Raw genomic sequence first — 17,593 nt, 5'->3', positions numbered from 1 at the left:
TGGACACCACTTCTCTATCCTCCCCTTATTGAATTCCTTCTTTATTCTTTAATAAATTTTTGTTGCAAGTAAAGATAGACGCCGGTACTTTATACCTGTTTTTTAAATACATTATTTGTGTAAGAAAAAATTCTTAGAAATGAGGTGAAACAATGGGAGTTCGTTGTGAATGTGAAATCACACCTGTATTATGCCCGACACAAGTTGCTGCAGGAGAAAGCACTAATGTACAATTTATAGTAAATGTGTCTGGATTTTGTCAGAATTGCCAAGTTAGATGTAATCTCGTCTTCTCTGGTGAAGGGGGAGATGGTACATGCAATTTGAGCGCACCTGGTTCAAACCCTGTAGAACCAGGGGAGCCACTTACAGTCGGACCAGGTTCTACACTGGTAACTGCAACTATTTCTATTAATGCATGTCCAACGCAGGGAGAGCCTTTAAACCTAAATGTAGCAGTCAGATGCCTCAATGAATCCGGAGTAGAAGTTTGCGAAGATTCGGCAGATTGCTCTAATATCGACTGCATTTAGCTAACTGCAACTTTCGACAGGTCCGTTTGAGGGCTTTTCTTTTTAGTTTATCTACATTCATGCAGTAACCAGTAAACAACAACTAAAACCACTTGAAAGCTGGTTATGTGAATTACTGGTATTTTTCATCTCGTTTACTCGCTAACAAACCTTACTTTGCCAGGACTTGAAAACCCGAATAAATGCTAATCCGTTAAATTATAAAAACAAGTGAAGTGTTTACCTTTATTCCTTATGATTACCCACTCCACTTTAAGGTTTGGTTTCAATAATGCTCGATGATTATTACCCCATCCCTGACATCACGATCGACACCTTGAGATTCGCATTGTGTTCCCTGACCGCATCCAAGATCTCCTGATCCGATACCCCTTCTTTCCCCTTCACTTTATACGTAAGCTGATACATCGTACCGAGGTTTGTTGTCTCCACCTGCACCAGATTGTACTCATCAAGGAGGTCGCTGAAAATCCCGTCAAAAAGCTTTTCATAATGCATGTTCTCCGGAATCGTTACCTTCAATGTTTTTTCACTTACATCTGTTTTCCCGTAATCAAGCGTAAACAGGAGGAAGATAAGGGCACTTAAAATCATTGTGAAAATAAATGCCAGCAGGTAAAACCCGAGCCCGCATGCAATACCTGCGGCCATACCTGCAAAAATAAAGGCAATGTCTTTCGGATCACCCATGGCCGTTCTAAAACGAATAATCGAAAAAGCACCAACAAGTCCGAATGCCACCGCAATGTTATTTCCAATCACGATCATCACCACAGACACCACAACACTCATGATCATAATTGTATGAATAAATGACTGGGACGGCTGGCCTTTATGCGTTTTTTTATACACCCACGTTACAATCCCACTCAGTACAAAGCTCAGGAGAATGGCCATGATCGCTTCAATCGCAACTACCTGAGTCGTTTCATTCCCCGCATTCTGTAATTCACTTAACAACTGATTCATCGTTACATCGACTCCTTGTTTTTTAGCCTGCAGCGGCTTCTTTACTTTTCTTGTTCGCTAATTCTTCAACCAGGTCCACACTCGTGCAGTACTTCGATACACTCTGCTTCGGACACTCATATTCGCTGAGGAGACGGCTTAACCATAAAGGAACACTATGGTTCACCTTCACTTCCAGCACACCCAGATCTTCATCAACAAAGTGATGACCCACAGGCCCGTTTTCCACCTTTAAATCGTCACCACGGCACATAAGGTTGTAATCAAACGTCACCCGCAGGTCATCCTCATACAGGCCGTGAAACGCCTGCCTGTCGTAGCTCACAACCACTTTCGGCTCGAGGCCGTACAAAGACTGGAAGGAACCCACTTCTTTTAACACCTGTGGGTTCGAAGCCTCGAACTGATCCGGCCGCTCATCCTTGCTCCGCCCGAGGAAACGGTACGCTTCGTTCAGTGTGATCCCCGTTCTTCTTTTATTGACCACGTTGTTGTACTTCTGCTTCGTTTCAATAAACGCCGTGCTGTTCAATGTGGCGTCATCATAAACCCGGAGTCTGAGCTTCTGTCTGAACCGCAGCTTGTTCCGGGTTTCATAATAAATCTGCTTATCCGGAGAATCGAAGTACAAACTGACGATGTTGTACTTCCCTTCCTCCCCGAACTTGTCAAAGCGCATCCGCTCCAGCAGATGAGGCACAAGCTGTTTATAGGTTTGTAAAGGAATTAAGTATTTCATTTCGTAACGGCTGAAAATTTCCAATGCCATGTTTATGTCTCCTCCTTCCGACACCCTTTATACTACGGGTGAAAAATGAAGAGACCCTTGGAGTTTTATTAGAGAACGATGAGAAGTAAATGAAGAAGTGTTAATGTTGGAGGAATGAGGAGGTGAGGAGGTGCCGTCTTCCGTAGGGTGAGGTATTCCTGAATTCTTGAGGTCAATTCCTTAAAACAATTCATAATTCCTTAATTCGTCCATACTGCATAAAAAAACCCCACCCGAAACCGGATGAGGTTTTCTGCTATATTCTTTAATCAACAACACCAATCTCTTCATAATAACGTTTAGCTCCAGGATGCATGTTTACATCAGGATCAACGAGCCCATGGTAACCGAGTTCAGGGTCGAAGTAGTTACCCCGATTCGGCTGCTCCTCTTGGAAACGATTAAGGTTATCCCACAGAGCTTTTGTTAGCTCATAAACCGTATCTTCATTCATGTCTTTGTTCACAATAATCATTGCATCCGTCGCTACTGTAGGAACATCTTCTTCCTGGTTATTATATGAGCCTGCCGGAATGGACATTTCGATGTTGTAACCGTACCCTGCTTCATCCAACACTTGAAGTGCTTCTTCTGTAATAGGCAATGGTCTGATCGGGTTTTGGGTGTCCAACTCGCTCAGTCCTGTTACAAATGGGGATCCACCTTGCACAACCATGTCGATCGTACCGTCACGGAGTTGATTGTTCGCGTCTCCATAACCGTTGTAGGTTACACTTCCACCGTTCGCTTCAATGTCTTCAATGGAGTATCCCATGGCTTCAAAAACACGGTGAGCGGTTTGAGAACTTGCATCGTTCGCTTGTCCCGGAATAATATCCGCCCCGGCTTCAATCGCCTCTTCTATGGTTTGATAAGGACTTGAATCAAGTACGGCAAAGTTCCATAGCGTCGGGTAAAGGACAGCAATACCCATAATATCTTCTTGTGGTTCTCCATCAAACGAACCTCTTCCCGCTACGGCATCAGCAAAGTCAGAAGCAAAAGCCATTCCCGTGAGCATATCAGTCCCTGCATTGACTTCTCGGATATTCCCGATCGCCCCACCTTCTACTACTGTAATGTTTGAACCGTCCAATTCATCCATCCAAACATCCGTCAACAATGTAGATAATGGATACCAACCGGATGCAGTAGGACCTGAAATATGAGAGTGTCGCAAATCCCTGTCATCCCCACCGGCACTTTCTTCCCCACACCCGGCAACCACCAACATCATAGCAGCACCTAGAGCAACTCCCCACTTCTTCATCGCGATCCCTCTTTCTGTTTTTGATTTTGTTCTGCCTCGTCTCTTAAAATAGCCTTGAGTAACTTTCCAACACTTGATCTTGGTAACGATGTTCTGACGTCAATATGGGTTGGCACTTTGTAACTGGCTATACGTTCTTTTAACCAATCTTTTAGTTGGCCCGGGTCTAGTGAACCTCTGTCGTAAAAAACGATGGAGGCGTACACCGTCTCGCCTCTATACTCATCTGACACACCATAAACAGCTGCTTCTTTCACTGATGGATGCCGGTAGAGAACATCTTCAACTTCAGTCGGATACACATTGTAACCGCTTGCAATAATCAGGTCTTTCTTTCTGCCTGCGATAAAAAAGTACCCATCTAAATCCATGTAAGCTAAATCACCTGTAAAAAGCCATCCATTTCTCAGGGCTGAGCGAGTCTCTTCTTCTTGCTTTAAATACCCCTTCATCACTTGAGGCCCCTTAATGACGAGTTCCCCCACTTCACCTACGGGCATGTCCCGATCTCCATCATCCGGGTCGACGATGCGACAGTCCGTGTTCGGAACGGGAATGCCAATGCTTCCTACTTTTCGCAATCCGCCTACAGGGTTGCGGTGAGTCGTCGGGGACGTTTCCGATAACCCGTACCCCTCGAGGATTTCTGCACCGGTCTTCTCTTCAAAAACCCGTATCACGTCTTTAGGCAAAGGAGCTGACCCGGCCATACAGAGCTTCAACGACTGCATCGTTTCAGGTGTAGCCTCTTCTTGTTGCAGCAGAGCCATATACATCGTAGGCACACCGGAGAAGAGCGTCGGCTTTTCGTTTTTAATCGTTGTTAGTAGACGCTTAGGGTCGAATCGTCGGATACAAATCACCGCAGAACCTCTAAACACACCCAACAAGAGAACGGCGCTCATCCCGTACACGTGGTAAAAGGGTAAAACACCGAGCAACTTCTCATCGACTTTACTTAGGTTTTTCACCGTAAAATGTTCGTTTTGGCAGACGTTTGATAAGATGTTTTGATGCGTGAGCATCGCAGCTTTGCTTTTCCCCGTTGTGCCTCCTGTATATTGAAAAACCGCAATATCTGTTTCAGGATCAACGTCCACTTCGGGTACATGGCCAACACATCCTTTTTCGACCATCTCCTCAAAGCACAACGCTTCTTGACGGCCGTATAAGGACGAACCAGTAATAATCAGCTTTTTCCCCGGTTGATCCTTACACGCCTCATACACCTTTGCCCACTCACCATCACCTGTAACTATCCATTCCGCTTTTGAATCTTCCATCACTCTTTTTAGTTCTTCACTTGAGTGCAAAGGGTTGGCTTGTACAACCGTTCCCCCTAGCCTCAATACGGCAAAGTAAGTAGTGATGTACTCTTTGCAGTTAAATAACATAATCACGCATCGGTCGCCTCGTCTAAACCCCGCGTCCCAAAGAGATGACGCAAAAGAAAGGACGTACGCGTAAAGCTCCCGGTAACTTAAGCGTACTTCTTCATCCACAACAGCGAGACAATCAGGCCTTTCTTCATATGATTTTTTCAATAACGAGAACAGCGGCATGGTTGGAATGGCAATGTTCGGTTCAACAGACGGTGGGTAAAACTTTATCCAAGGACGATCCATTCATTCTCACCTTTCTCTTCGTGTTATACTATATGGCTGTTTGTTGAAGGGAGGTCTTTATTACTTTCCACTTGTACCACAGTGCTTTTCTTATTCTTGAACCATTGAATTAAGAACACTGCCACAAAAAGACCGACTCCGATTCCGTCCGTTACAGGTTCAAAAATCACAAGGGAGATGGCCGATACGAGTAACAGGCTTCGTTGTATGATCGGTGTTTTGGTGATCATGTAACCTTGTATCACACAAGCGAATGCAATTAACCCGACCGTAGCTGTTGAAACTCCCAAAATGATGGTGGGTACACTCCCTTCCATCAAAATCGTCGGATTGTAGATGAACATATATGGGAGGATAAATGCGGCAACCCCGATTTTTAATGATTGAAAGGACGTCCGCATCGGATCTCCTCCTGCGATACCTGCCGTAACGTACGAAGTAATGGCAACAGGCGGCGTAATCCCTGAGAAAATTCCGAAATAAAACACAAACAAATGAGCCGCAATAACGGAAACACCCAACTGAGTCAAACTACCGACCGCCACTGTTGCAAGAATCACGTACGCGGAAACCGTCGGCATTCCCATCCCAAGAATGATGGATGCGACCATGATCATAAGAAGCATTGGCAACAGCTCTCCACCGGATAAATCAATCGCCATACGGGAGAACCTTGTACCAAGCCCTGTCATAATGACGGCACCGGTAATGACTCCTGCACCGGCACAGGCCATAATCGTTGAAATCGATCCTCGAATACCCGACTCAATGGCACCTAGCATTTTGACCATTGAAAGACGTGTTTCCTTTCGAATGAAACTGATCAAGATCAGAGACCCGATGGCCCACACGCCGGCACGCATCGGGCTGTAGCCTTGCACCATGAGTACAATGATCAGGATGAGAGGAATCATGAGATAGCCGCGTTTTAAAATCACTTCCCAGAAGTTCGGAAGTTGTTCTTTCGGCATGCCTTCGATCCCTTGTTTTCTTGCCTGAAGGTAGATCATGACACTGGCCATAAAGAAGTACAGCACCGCCGGAATCAAGGCGTATCCTGCAATTTGTATAAATGGAATACCGGTGTATTCCGCCATGATAAATGCAGCTGCACCCATGATTGGGGGCATAATCTGTCCACCTTGAGATGCGACAGCTTCTATACCACCGGAAAAGTTTTTTGAATAGCCAACTTTTCTCATTAAAGGGATTGTAAAAGGACCTGTCATCGTCGCATTGGCCACACCGTTTCCCGTAATCGTCCCCATCATCCCACTGGAAAGAACAGACGCTAACGCCGGACCTCCCCGCATGCGACCTGTTATGGAAAAAGCAAAGTCGATAAAGAACTGACCCGCCCCTGTTCGCAACAAAATCGACGCAAAGAGTAAAAACAAAATGAGAACCGTGGAAGCAATATAGATCGGATCCGAGAATATACCATTTGTTGAAATGAACATGGTATCAATGAGTCGGTTGTAGCTGTATCCAGGGTGCCCGGCCAGTCCCGGAAACCAAGGTCCGATAAACACATACACGGTAAAAAACAAAGTTAATCCTGCCATGACAATACCGATCGTTCGCCTAACGCCTTCAACAATCAAAGCGATCATCAACGTTCCGAAGATTTTATCAATCGTAATGACATTTCCCACCCGCATTGCTACATCCGGATAGGCCGTATACGTAAAGACCACAAGTACTCCGGATAAGAGGAGAGGAATCATATCAAAGAGAGGATGCAGTGTGTTTCTCCCTTTTTTATACGGAACAAAACTAAAACACAGGAAAAGTGCAACAGATGTAAATACCGCTCTGTGTTGCCATGCGGGCATTCCTCCAAACGCCGCCGCATACAACACATACAATGCCAGACCGATGCTTATTGCAGAAAGGAACAGACTCCAGGTTCGGTATAACTTAGACCAACCGTTCGACCGATCCAACGCTTGTTCAAAGTTACTCCTCTCTTCCTTTTCCACTTTCAAACTCATCTTTTCCTCTTCCTTCTTCATGTTCTTCCCTCCTCTTTCCGTGGTCGCTACATTTTAGTTACTGAATAATCAGAAATCAAATCGCGTATTTGGTTAAACCGTCTCGACCATCATCGCCATTCCTTGCCCTCCGCCTACGCAAAGGGTGGCAATTCCTTTTTTCTCTCCACTTCTTATCAACTCGTGAACGAGCGTAGTTACAATTCGCGCCCCGGTAGCCCCCAAAGGGTGTCCTAGCGCAATGGCTCCACCGTTTACGTTCACTCTTTCAGCCGGTAAATCCAGTTCCCTGATCACAGCCAGGGCTTGTGATGCGAATGCTTCGTTCAGTTCAATTCGACCAATGTCCTCCAACCGTTCTCCGGTGGACTGTAATAATTTTTGTACAGCAGGTACCGGACCGATTCCCATTACCTTTGGAGAAACCCCCGCCACACTCCATGCTGTGATCTTGGCAAGCGGTTCCATGCCAATGGCTTCCGCTTTTGATCGCTTCATTAGGATTACCGCAGATGCACCGTCGTTCCGCCCACATGCATTCCCGGCGGTCACGCTTCCACCTTCTCTAAACGCAGGCTTTAGCTTTTCAAGCTTCGTAAGCGTCGTAGATGGGCGAGGGTGTTCATCCGTAGCAAATGATTTGATCTCTTTTCGCTCTCGAACTTCGATGGGCACGATTTCCTGATCAAACACTCCGGTTTCCTGAGCACGCTTCACTTTTTCCTGACTATGAACGGCAAACGCGTCTTGATCTTCACGAGAGATACGGTACTGTTCGGCTACGTTTTCAGCTGTTTGTCCCATTCCCAACCGATCTCCGAATACTTCCATCGGCTGCTGTCCATTCTCCGTATTGGGATCGACTAACGTTGGAGCCCCGCCAAACCGTGCGCCTCGAAGATAATGAGGAGAGTCACTCATATTTTCCGTCCCCCCGGCAACAATCACATCACCGCAGCCGGTCATAATCTGCTGGGCACCAGAGACGATCGCTTGCATGGACGATGCACATAGTCGATTGATCGTATAACTCGGCGTTTCTTCCGGAATGCCCGCTCGCAGGGCAGCGACGCGTGCCACGTTTGACGATTTGGTCGTCTGTCTTACTTCTCCCATGATCACTTCATCAACAAGATCTGCGGGAAGAGAACTCCTCTTCAGTGCTTCTCCAATCACCACTGAAGCTAAAAATCCTGAATCAACATTTCGAAGGGAACCACCATATTTTCCTATAGCGGTTCTGACGGCACTCACGATGACGATATCGTCTCGACTCATGTTTTCACCCCTATATTTTATCCTTCTATTGCTTGATGCCGCCGGCTCACCCATCTGCTTTCCGGAAGAGCTCACGGGCATTTAGGCTCTTAGCATTCACCTACATACACCTATGTAGAGCGTTTCACTTTAAACGTACCCGAGCTTTTCGCTACGACTTTATTGTTGCTATAGATCTCACCTTCACATGTCACAATACGGTACCCTTGTTGAATAATCGTTGCCTCTGCGAGCAGCTCCCCTGCTTTGATCGGGGCCAAAAAATGAATATTCATATTCACTGTCACAATATCCTCATCGATGGCGTTTCGTACAACCATGCTCATAATGTTATCGAGCATGGTAGCGTAGACGCCTCCGTGAACGGTACCATTTGTGTTTATGAGATGCTTTTGAATCGGCAGTTTTAAGACTACATTATCTTTTTCATAGGTTTCAATTTCGAATCCTAAATGAGCAAAGAACGGACTCGTTTCAAATCTCCCTTTCAATGATTCCGATGTTCCCGGCATCTTGTTCACTCCTTATCTTCTCAATGACTAACTATAGGAATAAAACCCTTTTCCGGACTTCCGTCCAAGGTCGCCTTTTTTTACCTTTTCCACAATTACCGGGGAAGGCTTATCTTCTTCGTTGCCTGTTTCCTCGTAACGATACTGTCTTATATTGTAATGAACGTCAAGACCTGTAAGATCGATTAAAGCAAACGGTCCGATCGGGTGATTTAACGCTTTTGTACAAGCAAGGTCAATCTCTTCTGCCGTAGCAATTTCGTTTTCATAAAGGTATAAGGCTTCGTTCATTAACTTTGCTAATATCCGATTGGCTACAAAACCAGAAATCTCTTTTTTCAACAGAATTGGTGTTTTGTTTAACCTTCTTGCCAGCTCCATCGCCACTTCTGCCGTTTCATTAGAAGTGTGCGGTCCTTGTACGACTTCGACCATCTCCATCACCAATGCCGGGTTAAAGAAGTGAAAGTTGCACACTTTACCTGGTCTGTTCGTCGCATCGGCCACCTTAGAGCTGACGATCGTTGAACTGTTCGTAGACAAAATCGCATGTTTCGGAGCAAGTTGATCGAGATCTTCAAAGAGAGTCCGCTTAATCTCCAAATTTTCTACAATGGCTTCAATCACAAAATCCGCATCTCGGACCGCTTCCTCCAAAGAAGTCGTAAACGTCATGTTTGAAAAGGCTTCGTCTAATTCCTCTTTTGACATCTTCCCTTTATCCACTCGTTTACCTAATCGGTCTCGTAATGATTGTTCCGCTTTGACTACGCTCTCTTCTTGAATATCTTGCAGGGTTACACTGTAACCTGCCAATGCTGATACCATGGCGATTTGAGACCCCATCGCGCCAGAGCCGATCACACTGATGGTTTTGATTTGATCTACGTTCATACAATCCCCTCCTTTTTCATTATCGCGCTACTTCGCTAAGGATGTGTTTGGCCACAATGATTCGTTGAATTTCATTTGTACCTTCATAAATCTTTGTGATTCTCGCATCACGGTAAAAGCGTTCTACCGGGTATTCAGCAATATATCCGATTCCCCCATGAATCTGTACTGCTTGATCAGCTACTTTATTGAAAACCTCAGAGGCGAACATTTTCGCCATCGATGCCTCCTTAATCGCTTTTTTCCCTTCGTCGATCATTCTCGCCGCATTCATTGTAAGTTGTTTAGCCGCTTCCGTTTCCGTTGCCATATCCGCAAGCATCCACTGAATGCCTTGGTTATCGGCGATCGGTTTCCCGAACTGCTTTCGTTCCATCGCATACTGTGCTGATAGCTCAATTAACTTTTCAGAGGATCCAACGGCTCTTGCTGCCAGTCCCACCCGTCCTTCTCCAAGAATCGTTAATGCCGACACATACCCCATGCCAACTTCTCCGATTACATTCTCGTCAGGTACTTCGCAGTCTTCAAAAATGATTTGTGATGTATAAGAGCCTCTCAATCCCATTTTCTTATCTTTCGGCCCTACTGAAAATCCGGGAAAATCTTTCTCTACCAAGAAGGCGGTAATGCCACCTTTGGCTCCTTTTTCTTTATCCGTGACGGCAAACACGGTAATGACGTCCGCGATCGGTCCGTTTGTGATGAAGTGCTTCATCCCGTTCAAAATCCATTTATCTCCTGTTTTTTCTGCTCGTGTAGACAAGTTGGTAGCATCCGATCCGGCTCCCGGCTCTGAAAGTGCGAAAGCTGCGATCAGGTTCCCCGATGCCATTGCCGGTAAGTACTTTTGCTTCAGTTGTTCCGATCCGAGTTTTACAAGACCGGTACTCCCGATCCCTGTGTGAGCACTTATGAGAGACACATAACCATTATGGGTTCTCCCTAATTGGGCGAGAACACCGGCTTTTCCAACGGTATTTAATCCAATTCCGCCATACTCTTCAGGAATGCTCAATCCGAATAATCCTAACTCTTTCGCTTTTTCTACTAAATGATCGGGAATTTGGTCTTCATCTTCAATCTGTTGGGCATAAGGCTCAACTTCCTTTTCTACAAAATTCCGAATCATTGTTGTCATTTGTTTTACTTCGCTTGCTGTTGCTACCATGCGATACACGCTCCTTTTATTTTGATACGGTATATATAAGCAAGAACTGTGCCAAAACGATAAAACGCTTACATTTCGGGGTGTTTTTTTGATATGCCTTTCATTAACACCTCTAAATCACCAGGTATGACCTCATGGTTTATGGCTGTTTATCACAGTAAAGCCTACGAGTCCCGGGCTTTTCTTGGCGGTGACGACCACGTTCTTGCAACGAGGACTTTTTCTTGCACCGACTTTCGGTACTTTCCGCGTTAATGCAAAGTTGAATGGGGTTTCCTCTCCCGTACCCTATCTAACAATTCATTGATGATTTTTAATTCAATTTTGAATCGCACAGTTGGTGGGGGTAAAAAGAAAAAGCAATGATCAGGCACACTACTGGTGAAAGGACGAATGTTCTTTCGTTCGTAGCGGCTCTCATCATTGCTTTGTCAAAGTCACAACTTCATTAACTTAAGAAACTACCTCTTTGACGAAGGAGCTCACGGTTAAGCTCCGGATTTTTCTCAAAGGCAGCTCTTCCGTGCAGCCAGAAAGCATTGTTTAGTACCACAAGATCTCCCACCGGCAACTTCAGCTCAATCAACGCCGAATCATTTTCCATTGATTCGGACAATCCCTTCAAGTAACTTGCTTCTTCAACGCTCTTCGGATAAGCAAATTGATCAATAAAGCAAATGCACGGTTTGTTGTTTTGTTTAAAAAACGTTGTTCGATTCACTTCTTTGTTCACATTTTTACTGGACGGTGCTTTGTACGTAATTTCTTTTGTAGCGAGAGGGTGATTTAAATACGTATCAAGCTCATCCCAATCGTCCAGGTGCAGAAGCCTCGACTCCCCACCTACAGCATTTTCTTCCTTCATCTTCATCATCAAAAGCCAGTCAGTTGGTTCATCTACAAATGTTCCATCTGTATGAAGAGTAAAAAGCCGGTATGGTTGCCTTAAATAAGAGTCACTATTGTCTTCATGTTGAACCGTAAACCTTGCGTAGTATTTTCCCGACATTGAGTCGAAGTTCGGCTCGCCGATTAAGTGTGTAATGGCCGTAGAAAACTTGACGTAATCGTCCGGATCGGAAGTGAGGTTCTTCGTTCCTATCGTATAGCCTCCTGTTTCCCGGTCGTACAAGATATCAGTGAGTACTTGTTTTAATTTGCTTCCGGCAAGGGTATTCAATTGGTCGGCAATTATAAAGCGCATGTATGGCACGTACTCCAATTGCTGAACCGATACGTCCTTTACCTCTCTAAAAAACTGCTCAAGGACGTCTTTATTAATATCAATGTGGAATAGCCTTTTGCTTTGGGGGTGCTCCGATACCTCAAAATAATCCGTTTTTTCTACTACTTTGCCTTCGTTTGTTTTTACAACACTCATGTTTCATCCTCCTCGAAAATTTGGATTGTCCACAGTTAAAATGAAACGCTCTCCTCGTAACGATTGTTTTTCTCACAAGGGATAATTGCGCTACAGGCGGACGCTTTCTGCAGGCATCACTTCAGCCTCTTTGGGAAAAACGCCCTGCGGGGTCTTCAGTGGATGCTATTCCCTCTGGAGTCGCCGCCCTTCACTCCATTATCTTTGTTTAAAACAACCTTTATGCGAAAACAACGAAACAAAAATAGCCAGCTATATTATGAAAACACTCATAATATAACCGGCTATATTTACATTCCTGCTCTATTGTGGATAGAGTCATTGTAAATGATACAGTTATCGTTATTATTTAATTCAGCGTAGATTGAGGATGATTGCGAGATTGGAAAGGCAAATTCCCAACGGCAATGTTTCATCTATTAACAGTGTAATGAAAAAAGGGAGTAAAGTCAACAAATTGTTAGATTATTTAGAATTATTACCTTGATTTTATTTGCTCGTATTGCAAATGAAGGTCTTTTAGTGCGGCTATTAAGGCATTATTCGCTTTTCCTTGGTACGACGTTTGGATCGCTTTAATTGAGGAGTCAATGCCATCTTTTAAACTCACACCTTTTAGGATCCGGCCGATAAACGATCGCCCATGGTCTGTAGCCAACGTACAAGAAGCTTCCAAAATCACTCCGTACGTCGTTTCAACCTCAGCCGTAATCGTAAGTGTATCAAAAATGCTTTTGGCTGCCATACCTTGTGGCAAGCGAGCATGTCCTGCAATAAAAACAATATTGGGCTTGGTCATCTGCTTCAATCCCTTCTTTTGCGACCTCAAGGCGTGAGGACGGCTGTCGTTTTTTCAATATGAACATTCATTTGGTTTACAATCGATTTACCAATCTCAATCGAAGCTGTCGCAGCAGGTGAAGGTGCGTTACATACATGGATCGTGCGGTTTCCTTTAATCACATAGAAGTCGTCGACTAACTGACCGTCATCCTTTAAGGCTTGAGCTCGCACACCGGCCGGAGCTTTGATTAAGTCTTCCGGTTTAATCTCGGGAATGAGCTGTTGAAGGCTTTTCGTAAAACTTGATTTACTTATGGATCTCTTCATTTCGCCCATGCCTTCACCCATGTACTTGCCGGCAAGCTTCCAAAAGCCTCGATTCGTAAGTACTTCCGTGAGATCCCTTATGGAGAAGTCTGTTTTTTTATACCCTTCTCGCTTAAAACTCAAAACCGCATTCGGTCCTGCTTCCACTTCTCCTCCGATCATTCGGGTAAAGTGAACCCCTAAAAAGGGAAAGTCCGGGTTAGGTACTGGGTAAATCAAATGCTTGACGAGAGTTCGTTTTTCCGGTTTGAGCTTATAATACTCTCCCCTAAACGGGACAATCTTCACATCGGTCACATATCCGGAAAGGTTCGCAACACGATCACTTTGTAAACCTGCACAATTTACGATGTAATTAGATTGATAGCTCCCTCGATTAGTTTCAACGGTTACAGCGTCTTTCCCTTCATTTATTTTCATTACTTTCGTGTCGAGAAGAATGTCACAACCTTGTTCCTGGGCAATTTTCGCAAATGTCAGGCTCACCTGTTTGTAATTGACAATACCGGCTCCAGGTACGTGAATAGCAGCCACTCCATTTACATGAGGTTCAATCTCTTTTAGCTCTCCTTTATCGATCATACTTGTGTTCAATTGATTTTCAACGCTTCGTTGATACAGGGCTTTAAGCCGTGGCATCTCTTCTTTTTTCGTTGCTACGATAACTTTGCCGCAAATGTCGTGTTCAATGCCATGCTCTTGGCAAAAGGCTGTCATGGACAAACTGCCTTCCCGTGCAAAGCGAGCCTTGAAACTTCCCGGCTTGTAATATATGCCCGAATGAATTACACCGCTATTATGACCCGTTTGATGGGTTGCCAGCTCTTTTTCTTTTTCGATCAGCAATACTTTTGCAGTTGGGTACTTCTTGTAAAGTGCCATGCTCGTCGATAGTCCGACAATGCCGCCTCCAACGATGATAAAGTCGTACATACGCATCCCTCTTCCTATCTTTTCACTCGATTACGACCGGACTTCCACTTTCTTGAGTTCGCCTAACAATAGCGGCACAATTTCGAACAAGTCGCCTACGATTCCGTAGTCGGCCACTTCGAAAATCGGTGCGTCCGGATCTTTGTTAATGGCCACAATCGTTTTCGCGTTCGACATCCCGGCTAAATGTTGGATCGCTCCTGAAATCCCGACCGCAAAGTACAAATCGGGGGTAACGACCTTTCCCGTTTGACCGATCTGCAACGCGTAATCGCAATAATCCGCATCACAGGCTCCACGAGAAGCACCTACCGCTCCTCCCAAATGGTCTGCAAGTTCTTGTAACGGACGAAACCCATCTTTATTTTTCACACCGCGACCTCCTGCCACAATGACGTTCGCTTCAGATAAGTCTACCCCTGCCGTTGCTTTTTGTACAACTTCTTTAATCACCGTTCGTAAGTCCTTCAACACCACCTCAATAGTTTTAACCGCCCCTGTTCTGGCTTCATCGCGCTCTTTAGCCTCGATATTGTTCGGACGGATTGTAGCAAACACGCTACCGCCAACATGCTTTTCTTTTTCAAATGCTTTACCGGAATAGATCGGGCGAGTAAACAGCACTTCTTCCCCCATCACTTCCACCGCCACAGCATCGGATATGAGGCCTAAACCAAGCTTCATAGCCAAACGAGGCGAAAGGTCTTTTCCAATGGACGTGTGTCCCATTAAGATCGCGTCCGGCTTCTCTTCGTCAATCACTTGTAAAAGCGCTTGTTGATACGCATCGGTCGTATATAATTTCAGTTCGGGGTGGTTCACTGCAATCACCCGATCAGCTCCATATGAAATAAAAGGTTCGGCTAATGAATTCACGTCTTCTCCCAATACGACTGCAACGACCTCGCCCCCGTTGGCTACGTCCACTCCTGCTGATACAGCTTCAAACGAAACCCCGCGCACGTCACCGTTACGAATTTCTCCAATTACAATTACTTTTTTCCCCATGTTATCTCCTCCACTTCTTTTTTGTATTAAATCTTCAAAGCCGAAATCAACTTTTTCACCTGTTCAGCAGGCTCTCCGTCAATCATTTCCCCGGCTTCTTTCTTAGGTGGAAGGAACACTTCCACATTCCTCGTTTTCAATTCCAAGTGATCTTCATCAAGCTCAAGGTCCTCCAAGTCAACCACCTCAAGAGGCTTCTTTTTCGCCTTCATAATTCCCGGAAGGGACGGGTAACGAGGTTCATTCAACCCTTGCTGAGCTGTAACCAAAACCGGAAGCTCCACTTCGACCTCTTCTTCATCTCCTTCAACATCTCGACGAATCGTTGCTTTTCTTTCCTCGATCGTGATCTTCGTGGCGGTCGTGACTTGTGCAATTCCTAAACGTTCCGCCACTCTGGGTCCCACTTGACCACTTCCCCCATCGACTGCCACGTTCCCGCAAAGGATCAGATCATATTCTTGTTCGGACAAATAGGTAGATAAGATAAGGGCAATGCCCGCCTGATCCAGCTCCTCGACTTCTTCTCGATCAATGAGCACTCCTTTGTCCGCCCCCATGGCTAACGCTGTACGTAGCTCTTTTTCCGCTTCTTCATCCCCTACCGTGACAACAGTCACGTCTCCCCCATGCTCGTCCTTAAGTAAAATCGCTTCTTCAATCGCATATTCGTCGTACGGATTGATGATAAATTCTGCTCCGGACTCGTCGACTTTATCGTCACTCACTACGATTTGTTCTTCTGTATCGAACGTTCGTTTCATTAGTACAAAAATATTCATGTTTACCCCTCCAAGAAAAGTTATGTGAAAAACAAATGAACCACGTAAATAAAGATCGTATACATGCCGGTCATCACCAAAATAAATGCCCCGTTAAACGTAAACGCAACCTCTTTATACCTCCGTCTAATCAAGTTCATGATGATCACATTTGCTGCTGAAATAGGAGAAAGAATCGTTGCGATTGACCAAGCAGACATGAGGGTCAAAGCAAAAATAAGTGGATCCACTCCAACCTCCAACGGTCTGACCGTTGTGGCCAACGCTGTAATGGTCACAATCTGGTGCACGCCCCCGAGTGCCAAGAGCGCTGTAATCAGAATGATTGATAGAATAAGAAGCAAGACGGAGGATTCACTCACTAACAAAACAAACCGGTTAATGAACGCACCTACCTCTGTTGTGGCAATTACCGCTCCGAAAAAGCCGGCTGTCGTAAAAAGAACCACTTCATTTGAACTTAGTAGAATCGTCTTCCCGCTATACTCTTTCACATTGCTCATGAATTCTCTTTCCACTCTCAAGTACAAACTCCAAATGATCGCGACCAATACGGCTGCGAACGTGACGCTGATGATCATGCTTATCCCGAGTAACCGGTCAATCAGAAAAACAGCGCAAAAGAATAGAACAAATACTATAACCAGCTCATAGATCCGTCTCATCCGCACGGTTTGGACTCCCGCTGAAGAAAAAGCAGTGTCTTTTGCGAACTTGGAATACAAGACGTTCGCTACGAGAATATGAAGAACGGCAATTCCCAGACCAAAAGGCAGATAGGTGTATAGGGAAAGACCGACCAAGTTCAAAACAAGCAGCAATGATGCGAAGAAAGGAGACCATAACAGAGTAGAGGTAAACCCTTGCATGTAGCTTCTTGCAAGAAGCCCCTTCGCTAACGCAAGCTTCTCTACCAAGTTGTTCATCAGCTTGATCGAACCCATATTAATCACCGGTCCAATGAGAAAAAAGACGCTTGTTATGGAAAAAAACAATCGATTATTGTTTCGGCCGTGCTTTTTAACAAAATTGCTCAGTTGCTCATCATACTTACCTAAACGTAAAGGAAAGCCCATGACCGGCACCGTCACTAATAACACAACCAAAGGAAGGTTGACCGTAAGACTGCTCTTTATCAGTCCAACGTTTCCTGTCGCCATGATGATTAAAAAGCCGGTCAGGAGCATAAAAGAGCTGATCACTCTTGAAAACCCTCTTAAATGACCGAGCAACAAAACGATAACTACCGCTGTTAACGTAGCCAAAATCGCTTCTCCATAAGGGACGACCACTAACGTATGAACCACATAAACCACGATCAAAAGCTTGAGTAACCATGTTTTCAGTACAACCATCATCAAAAC

15 protein-coding genes are annotated in these 17,593 nt (G+C 45.0%); all 15 read right to left on the bottom strand.

Going from position 1 to position 17,593, the window contains the following annotated elements; genetic code table 11:
* Nucleotides 1-818: 818 nt before the first annotated feature.
* The 15 genes from EBO34_RS19095 to EBO34_RS19025 all read right to left on the bottom strand — a co-directional run bounded on the left by EBO34_RS19095 (nt 819) and on the right by EBO34_RS19025 (nt 17,587).
* Entirely contained in the window at nt 819-1,502 is a 684-nt protein-coding gene (locus tag EBO34_RS19095) for a DUF4956 domain-containing protein (protein WP_122901636.1), read from the bottom strand.
* 22 nt (nt 1,503-1,524) lie between these two features.
* Nucleotides 1,525-2,271, bottom strand: coding sequence for a polyphosphate polymerase domain-containing protein (locus EBO34_RS19090; RefSeq protein WP_122901634.1), 747 nt, complete (start codon nt 2,269-2,271; stop codon nt 1,525-1,527).
* Between the two features lie 265 nt (nt 2,272-2,536).
* A complete protein-coding gene (locus tag EBO34_RS19085) occupies nt 2,537-3,541 on the bottom strand; it encodes a TAXI family TRAP transporter solute-binding subunit (protein ID WP_122901632.1) in 1,005 nt (334 codons plus the stop codon).
* A complete protein-coding gene (locus EBO34_RS19080; protein ID WP_122901630.1) occupies nt 3,538-5,166 on the bottom strand; it encodes a long-chain-fatty-acid--CoA ligase in 1,629 nt (542 codons plus the stop codon). Before EBO34_RS19080 ends, EBO34_RS19085 begins: the two co-directional genes overlap by 4 nt.
* A gap of 23 nt (nt 5,167-5,189) precedes the next feature.
* Nucleotides 5,190-7,181 carry a TRAP transporter permease gene (locus tag EBO34_RS19075; protein ID WP_122901628.1) on the bottom strand — a complete coding sequence of 664 codons (1,992 nt, stop codon included), beginning with the start codon at nt 7,179-7,181 and terminating at the stop codon, nt 5,190-5,192.
* A 72-nt stretch (nt 7,182-7,253) separates the two neighbouring features.
* Entirely contained in the window at nt 7,254-8,438 is a 1,185-nt protein-coding gene (locus tag EBO34_RS19070) for a thiolase family protein (RefSeq protein ID WP_122901626.1), read from the bottom strand.
* Between the two features lie 110 nt (nt 8,439-8,548).
* The gene (locus EBO34_RS19065) at nt 8,549-8,950 is read right to left on the bottom strand and encodes a PaaI family thioesterase (RefSeq protein WP_122901625.1); all 402 of its coding nucleotides are present in this window, start codon (nt 8,948-8,950) and stop codon (nt 8,549-8,551) included.
* A gap of 27 nt (nt 8,951-8,977) precedes the next feature.
* Complete coding sequence (locus EBO34_RS19060) at nt 8,978-9,844, bottom strand: 3-hydroxyacyl-CoA dehydrogenase family protein (RefSeq protein ID WP_122901623.1); 867 nt, start codon at nt 9,842-9,844, stop codon at nt 8,978-8,980.
* Nucleotides 9,845-9,863: 19 nt separating this feature from the next.
* Nucleotides 9,864-11,015: an acyl-CoA dehydrogenase family protein gene (locus EBO34_RS19055; RefSeq protein WP_122901621.1), complete on the bottom strand. Its 1,152-nt coding sequence runs from the start codon at nt 11,013-11,015 to the stop codon at nt 9,864-9,866.
* Nucleotides 11,016-11,463: 448 nt separating this feature from the next.
* A complete protein-coding gene (gene glaH / locus EBO34_RS19050; protein WP_122901619.1) occupies nt 11,464-12,396 on the bottom strand; it encodes a glutarate dioxygenase GlaH in 933 nt (310 codons plus the stop codon).
* Between the two features lie 478 nt (nt 12,397-12,874).
* Nucleotides 12,875-13,195, bottom strand: a complete 321-nt coding sequence (locus EBO34_RS19045) for a DUF3870 domain-containing protein (RefSeq protein WP_122901616.1) — start codon at nt 13,193-13,195, stop codon at nt 12,875-12,877.
* A gap of 26 nt (nt 13,196-13,221) precedes the next feature.
* Complete coding sequence (lhgO, locus tag EBO34_RS19040; RefSeq protein WP_122901614.1) at nt 13,222-14,439, bottom strand: L-2-hydroxyglutarate oxidase; 1,218 nt, start codon at nt 14,437-14,439, stop codon at nt 13,222-13,224.
* Nucleotides 14,440-14,469: 30 nt separating this feature from the next.
* Nucleotides 14,470-15,447, bottom strand: a complete 978-nt coding sequence (locus EBO34_RS19035; protein ID WP_122901612.1) for an electron transfer flavoprotein subunit alpha/FixB family protein — start codon at nt 15,445-15,447, stop codon at nt 14,470-14,472.
* A gap of 26 nt (nt 15,448-15,473) precedes the next feature.
* Nucleotides 15,474-16,229 (bottom strand): electron transfer flavoprotein subunit beta/FixA family protein, encoded by a 756-nt coding sequence (locus EBO34_RS19030; protein WP_122901610.1) that lies wholly within the window; start codon nt 16,227-16,229, stop codon nt 15,474-15,476.
* A 20-nt stretch (nt 16,230-16,249) separates the two neighbouring features.
* Nucleotides 16,250-17,587, bottom strand: a complete 1,338-nt coding sequence (locus EBO34_RS19025; protein ID WP_122901608.1) for a hypothetical protein — start codon at nt 17,585-17,587, stop codon at nt 16,250-16,252.
* Between the last annotated feature and the right edge of the window lie 6 nt (nt 17,588-17,593).

It is taken from the genome of Alteribacter keqinensis (genome assembly GCF_003710255.1).
Taxonomy (GTDB): Bacteria; Bacillota; Bacilli; order Bacillales; family Salisediminibacteriaceae; genus Alteribacter; species Alteribacter keqinensis.
The sequence above is the reverse complement of the archived record's forward strand: the minus strand, read 5'-3'. Positions and strand labels throughout refer to the sequence as shown.

What these genes read in the sequence shown, in the direction of transcription:
- EBO34_RS19095 (WP_122901636.1), bottom strand. Translation starts at nt 1,502, where the DNA reads ATGAATCAGTTGTTAAGTGAATTACAGAATGCGGGGAATGAAACGACT.
- EBO34_RS19090 (WP_122901634.1), bottom strand. Translation starts at nt 2,271, where the DNA reads ATGGCATTGGAAATTTTCAGCCGTTACGAAATGAAATACTTAATTCCT.
- EBO34_RS19085 (WP_122901632.1), bottom strand. Translation starts at nt 3,541, where the DNA reads ATGAAGAAGTGGGGAGTTGCTCTAGGTGCTGCTATGATGTTGGTGGTT.
- EBO34_RS19080 (WP_122901630.1), bottom strand. Translation starts at nt 5,166, where the DNA reads ATGGATCGTCCTTGGATAAAGTTTTACCCACCGTCTGTTGAACCGAAC.
- EBO34_RS19075 (WP_122901628.1), bottom strand. Translation starts at nt 7,181, where the DNA reads ATGAAGAAGGAAGAGGAAAAGATGAGTTTGAAAGTGGAAAAGGAAGAG.
- EBO34_RS19070 (WP_122901626.1), bottom strand. Translation starts at nt 8,438, where the DNA reads ATGAGTCGAGACGATATCGTCATCGTGAGTGCCGTCAGAACCGCTATA.
- EBO34_RS19065 (WP_122901625.1), bottom strand. Translation starts at nt 8,950, where the DNA reads ATGCCGGGAACATCGGAATCATTGAAAGGGAGATTTGAAACGAGTCCG.
- EBO34_RS19060 (WP_122901623.1), bottom strand. Translation starts at nt 9,844, where the DNA reads ATGAACGTAGATCAAATCAAAACCATCAGTGTGATCGGCTCTGGCGCG.
- EBO34_RS19055 (WP_122901621.1), bottom strand. Translation starts at nt 11,015, where the DNA reads ATGGTAGCAACAGCAAGCGAAGTAAAACAAATGACAACAATGATTCGG.
- glaH (WP_122901619.1), bottom strand. Translation starts at nt 12,396, where the DNA reads ATGAGTGTTGTAAAAACAAACGAAGGCAAAGTAGTAGAAAAAACGGAT.
- EBO34_RS19045 (WP_122901616.1), bottom strand. Translation starts at nt 13,195, where the DNA reads ATGACCAAGCCCAATATTGTTTTTATTGCAGGACATGCTCGCTTGCCA.
- lhgO (WP_122901614.1), bottom strand. Translation starts at nt 14,439, where the DNA reads ATGTACGACTTTATCATCGTTGGAGGCGGCATTGTCGGACTATCGACG.
- EBO34_RS19035 (WP_122901612.1), bottom strand. Translation starts at nt 15,447, where the DNA reads ATGGGGAAAAAAGTAATTGTAATTGGAGAAATTCGTAACGGTGACGTG.
- EBO34_RS19030 (WP_122901610.1), bottom strand. Translation starts at nt 16,229, where the DNA reads ATGAATATTTTTGTACTAATGAAACGAACGTTCGATACAGAAGAACAA.
- EBO34_RS19025 (WP_122901608.1), bottom strand. Translation starts at nt 17,587, where the DNA reads ATGATGGTTGTACTGAAAACATGGTTACTCAAGCTTTTGATCGTGGTT.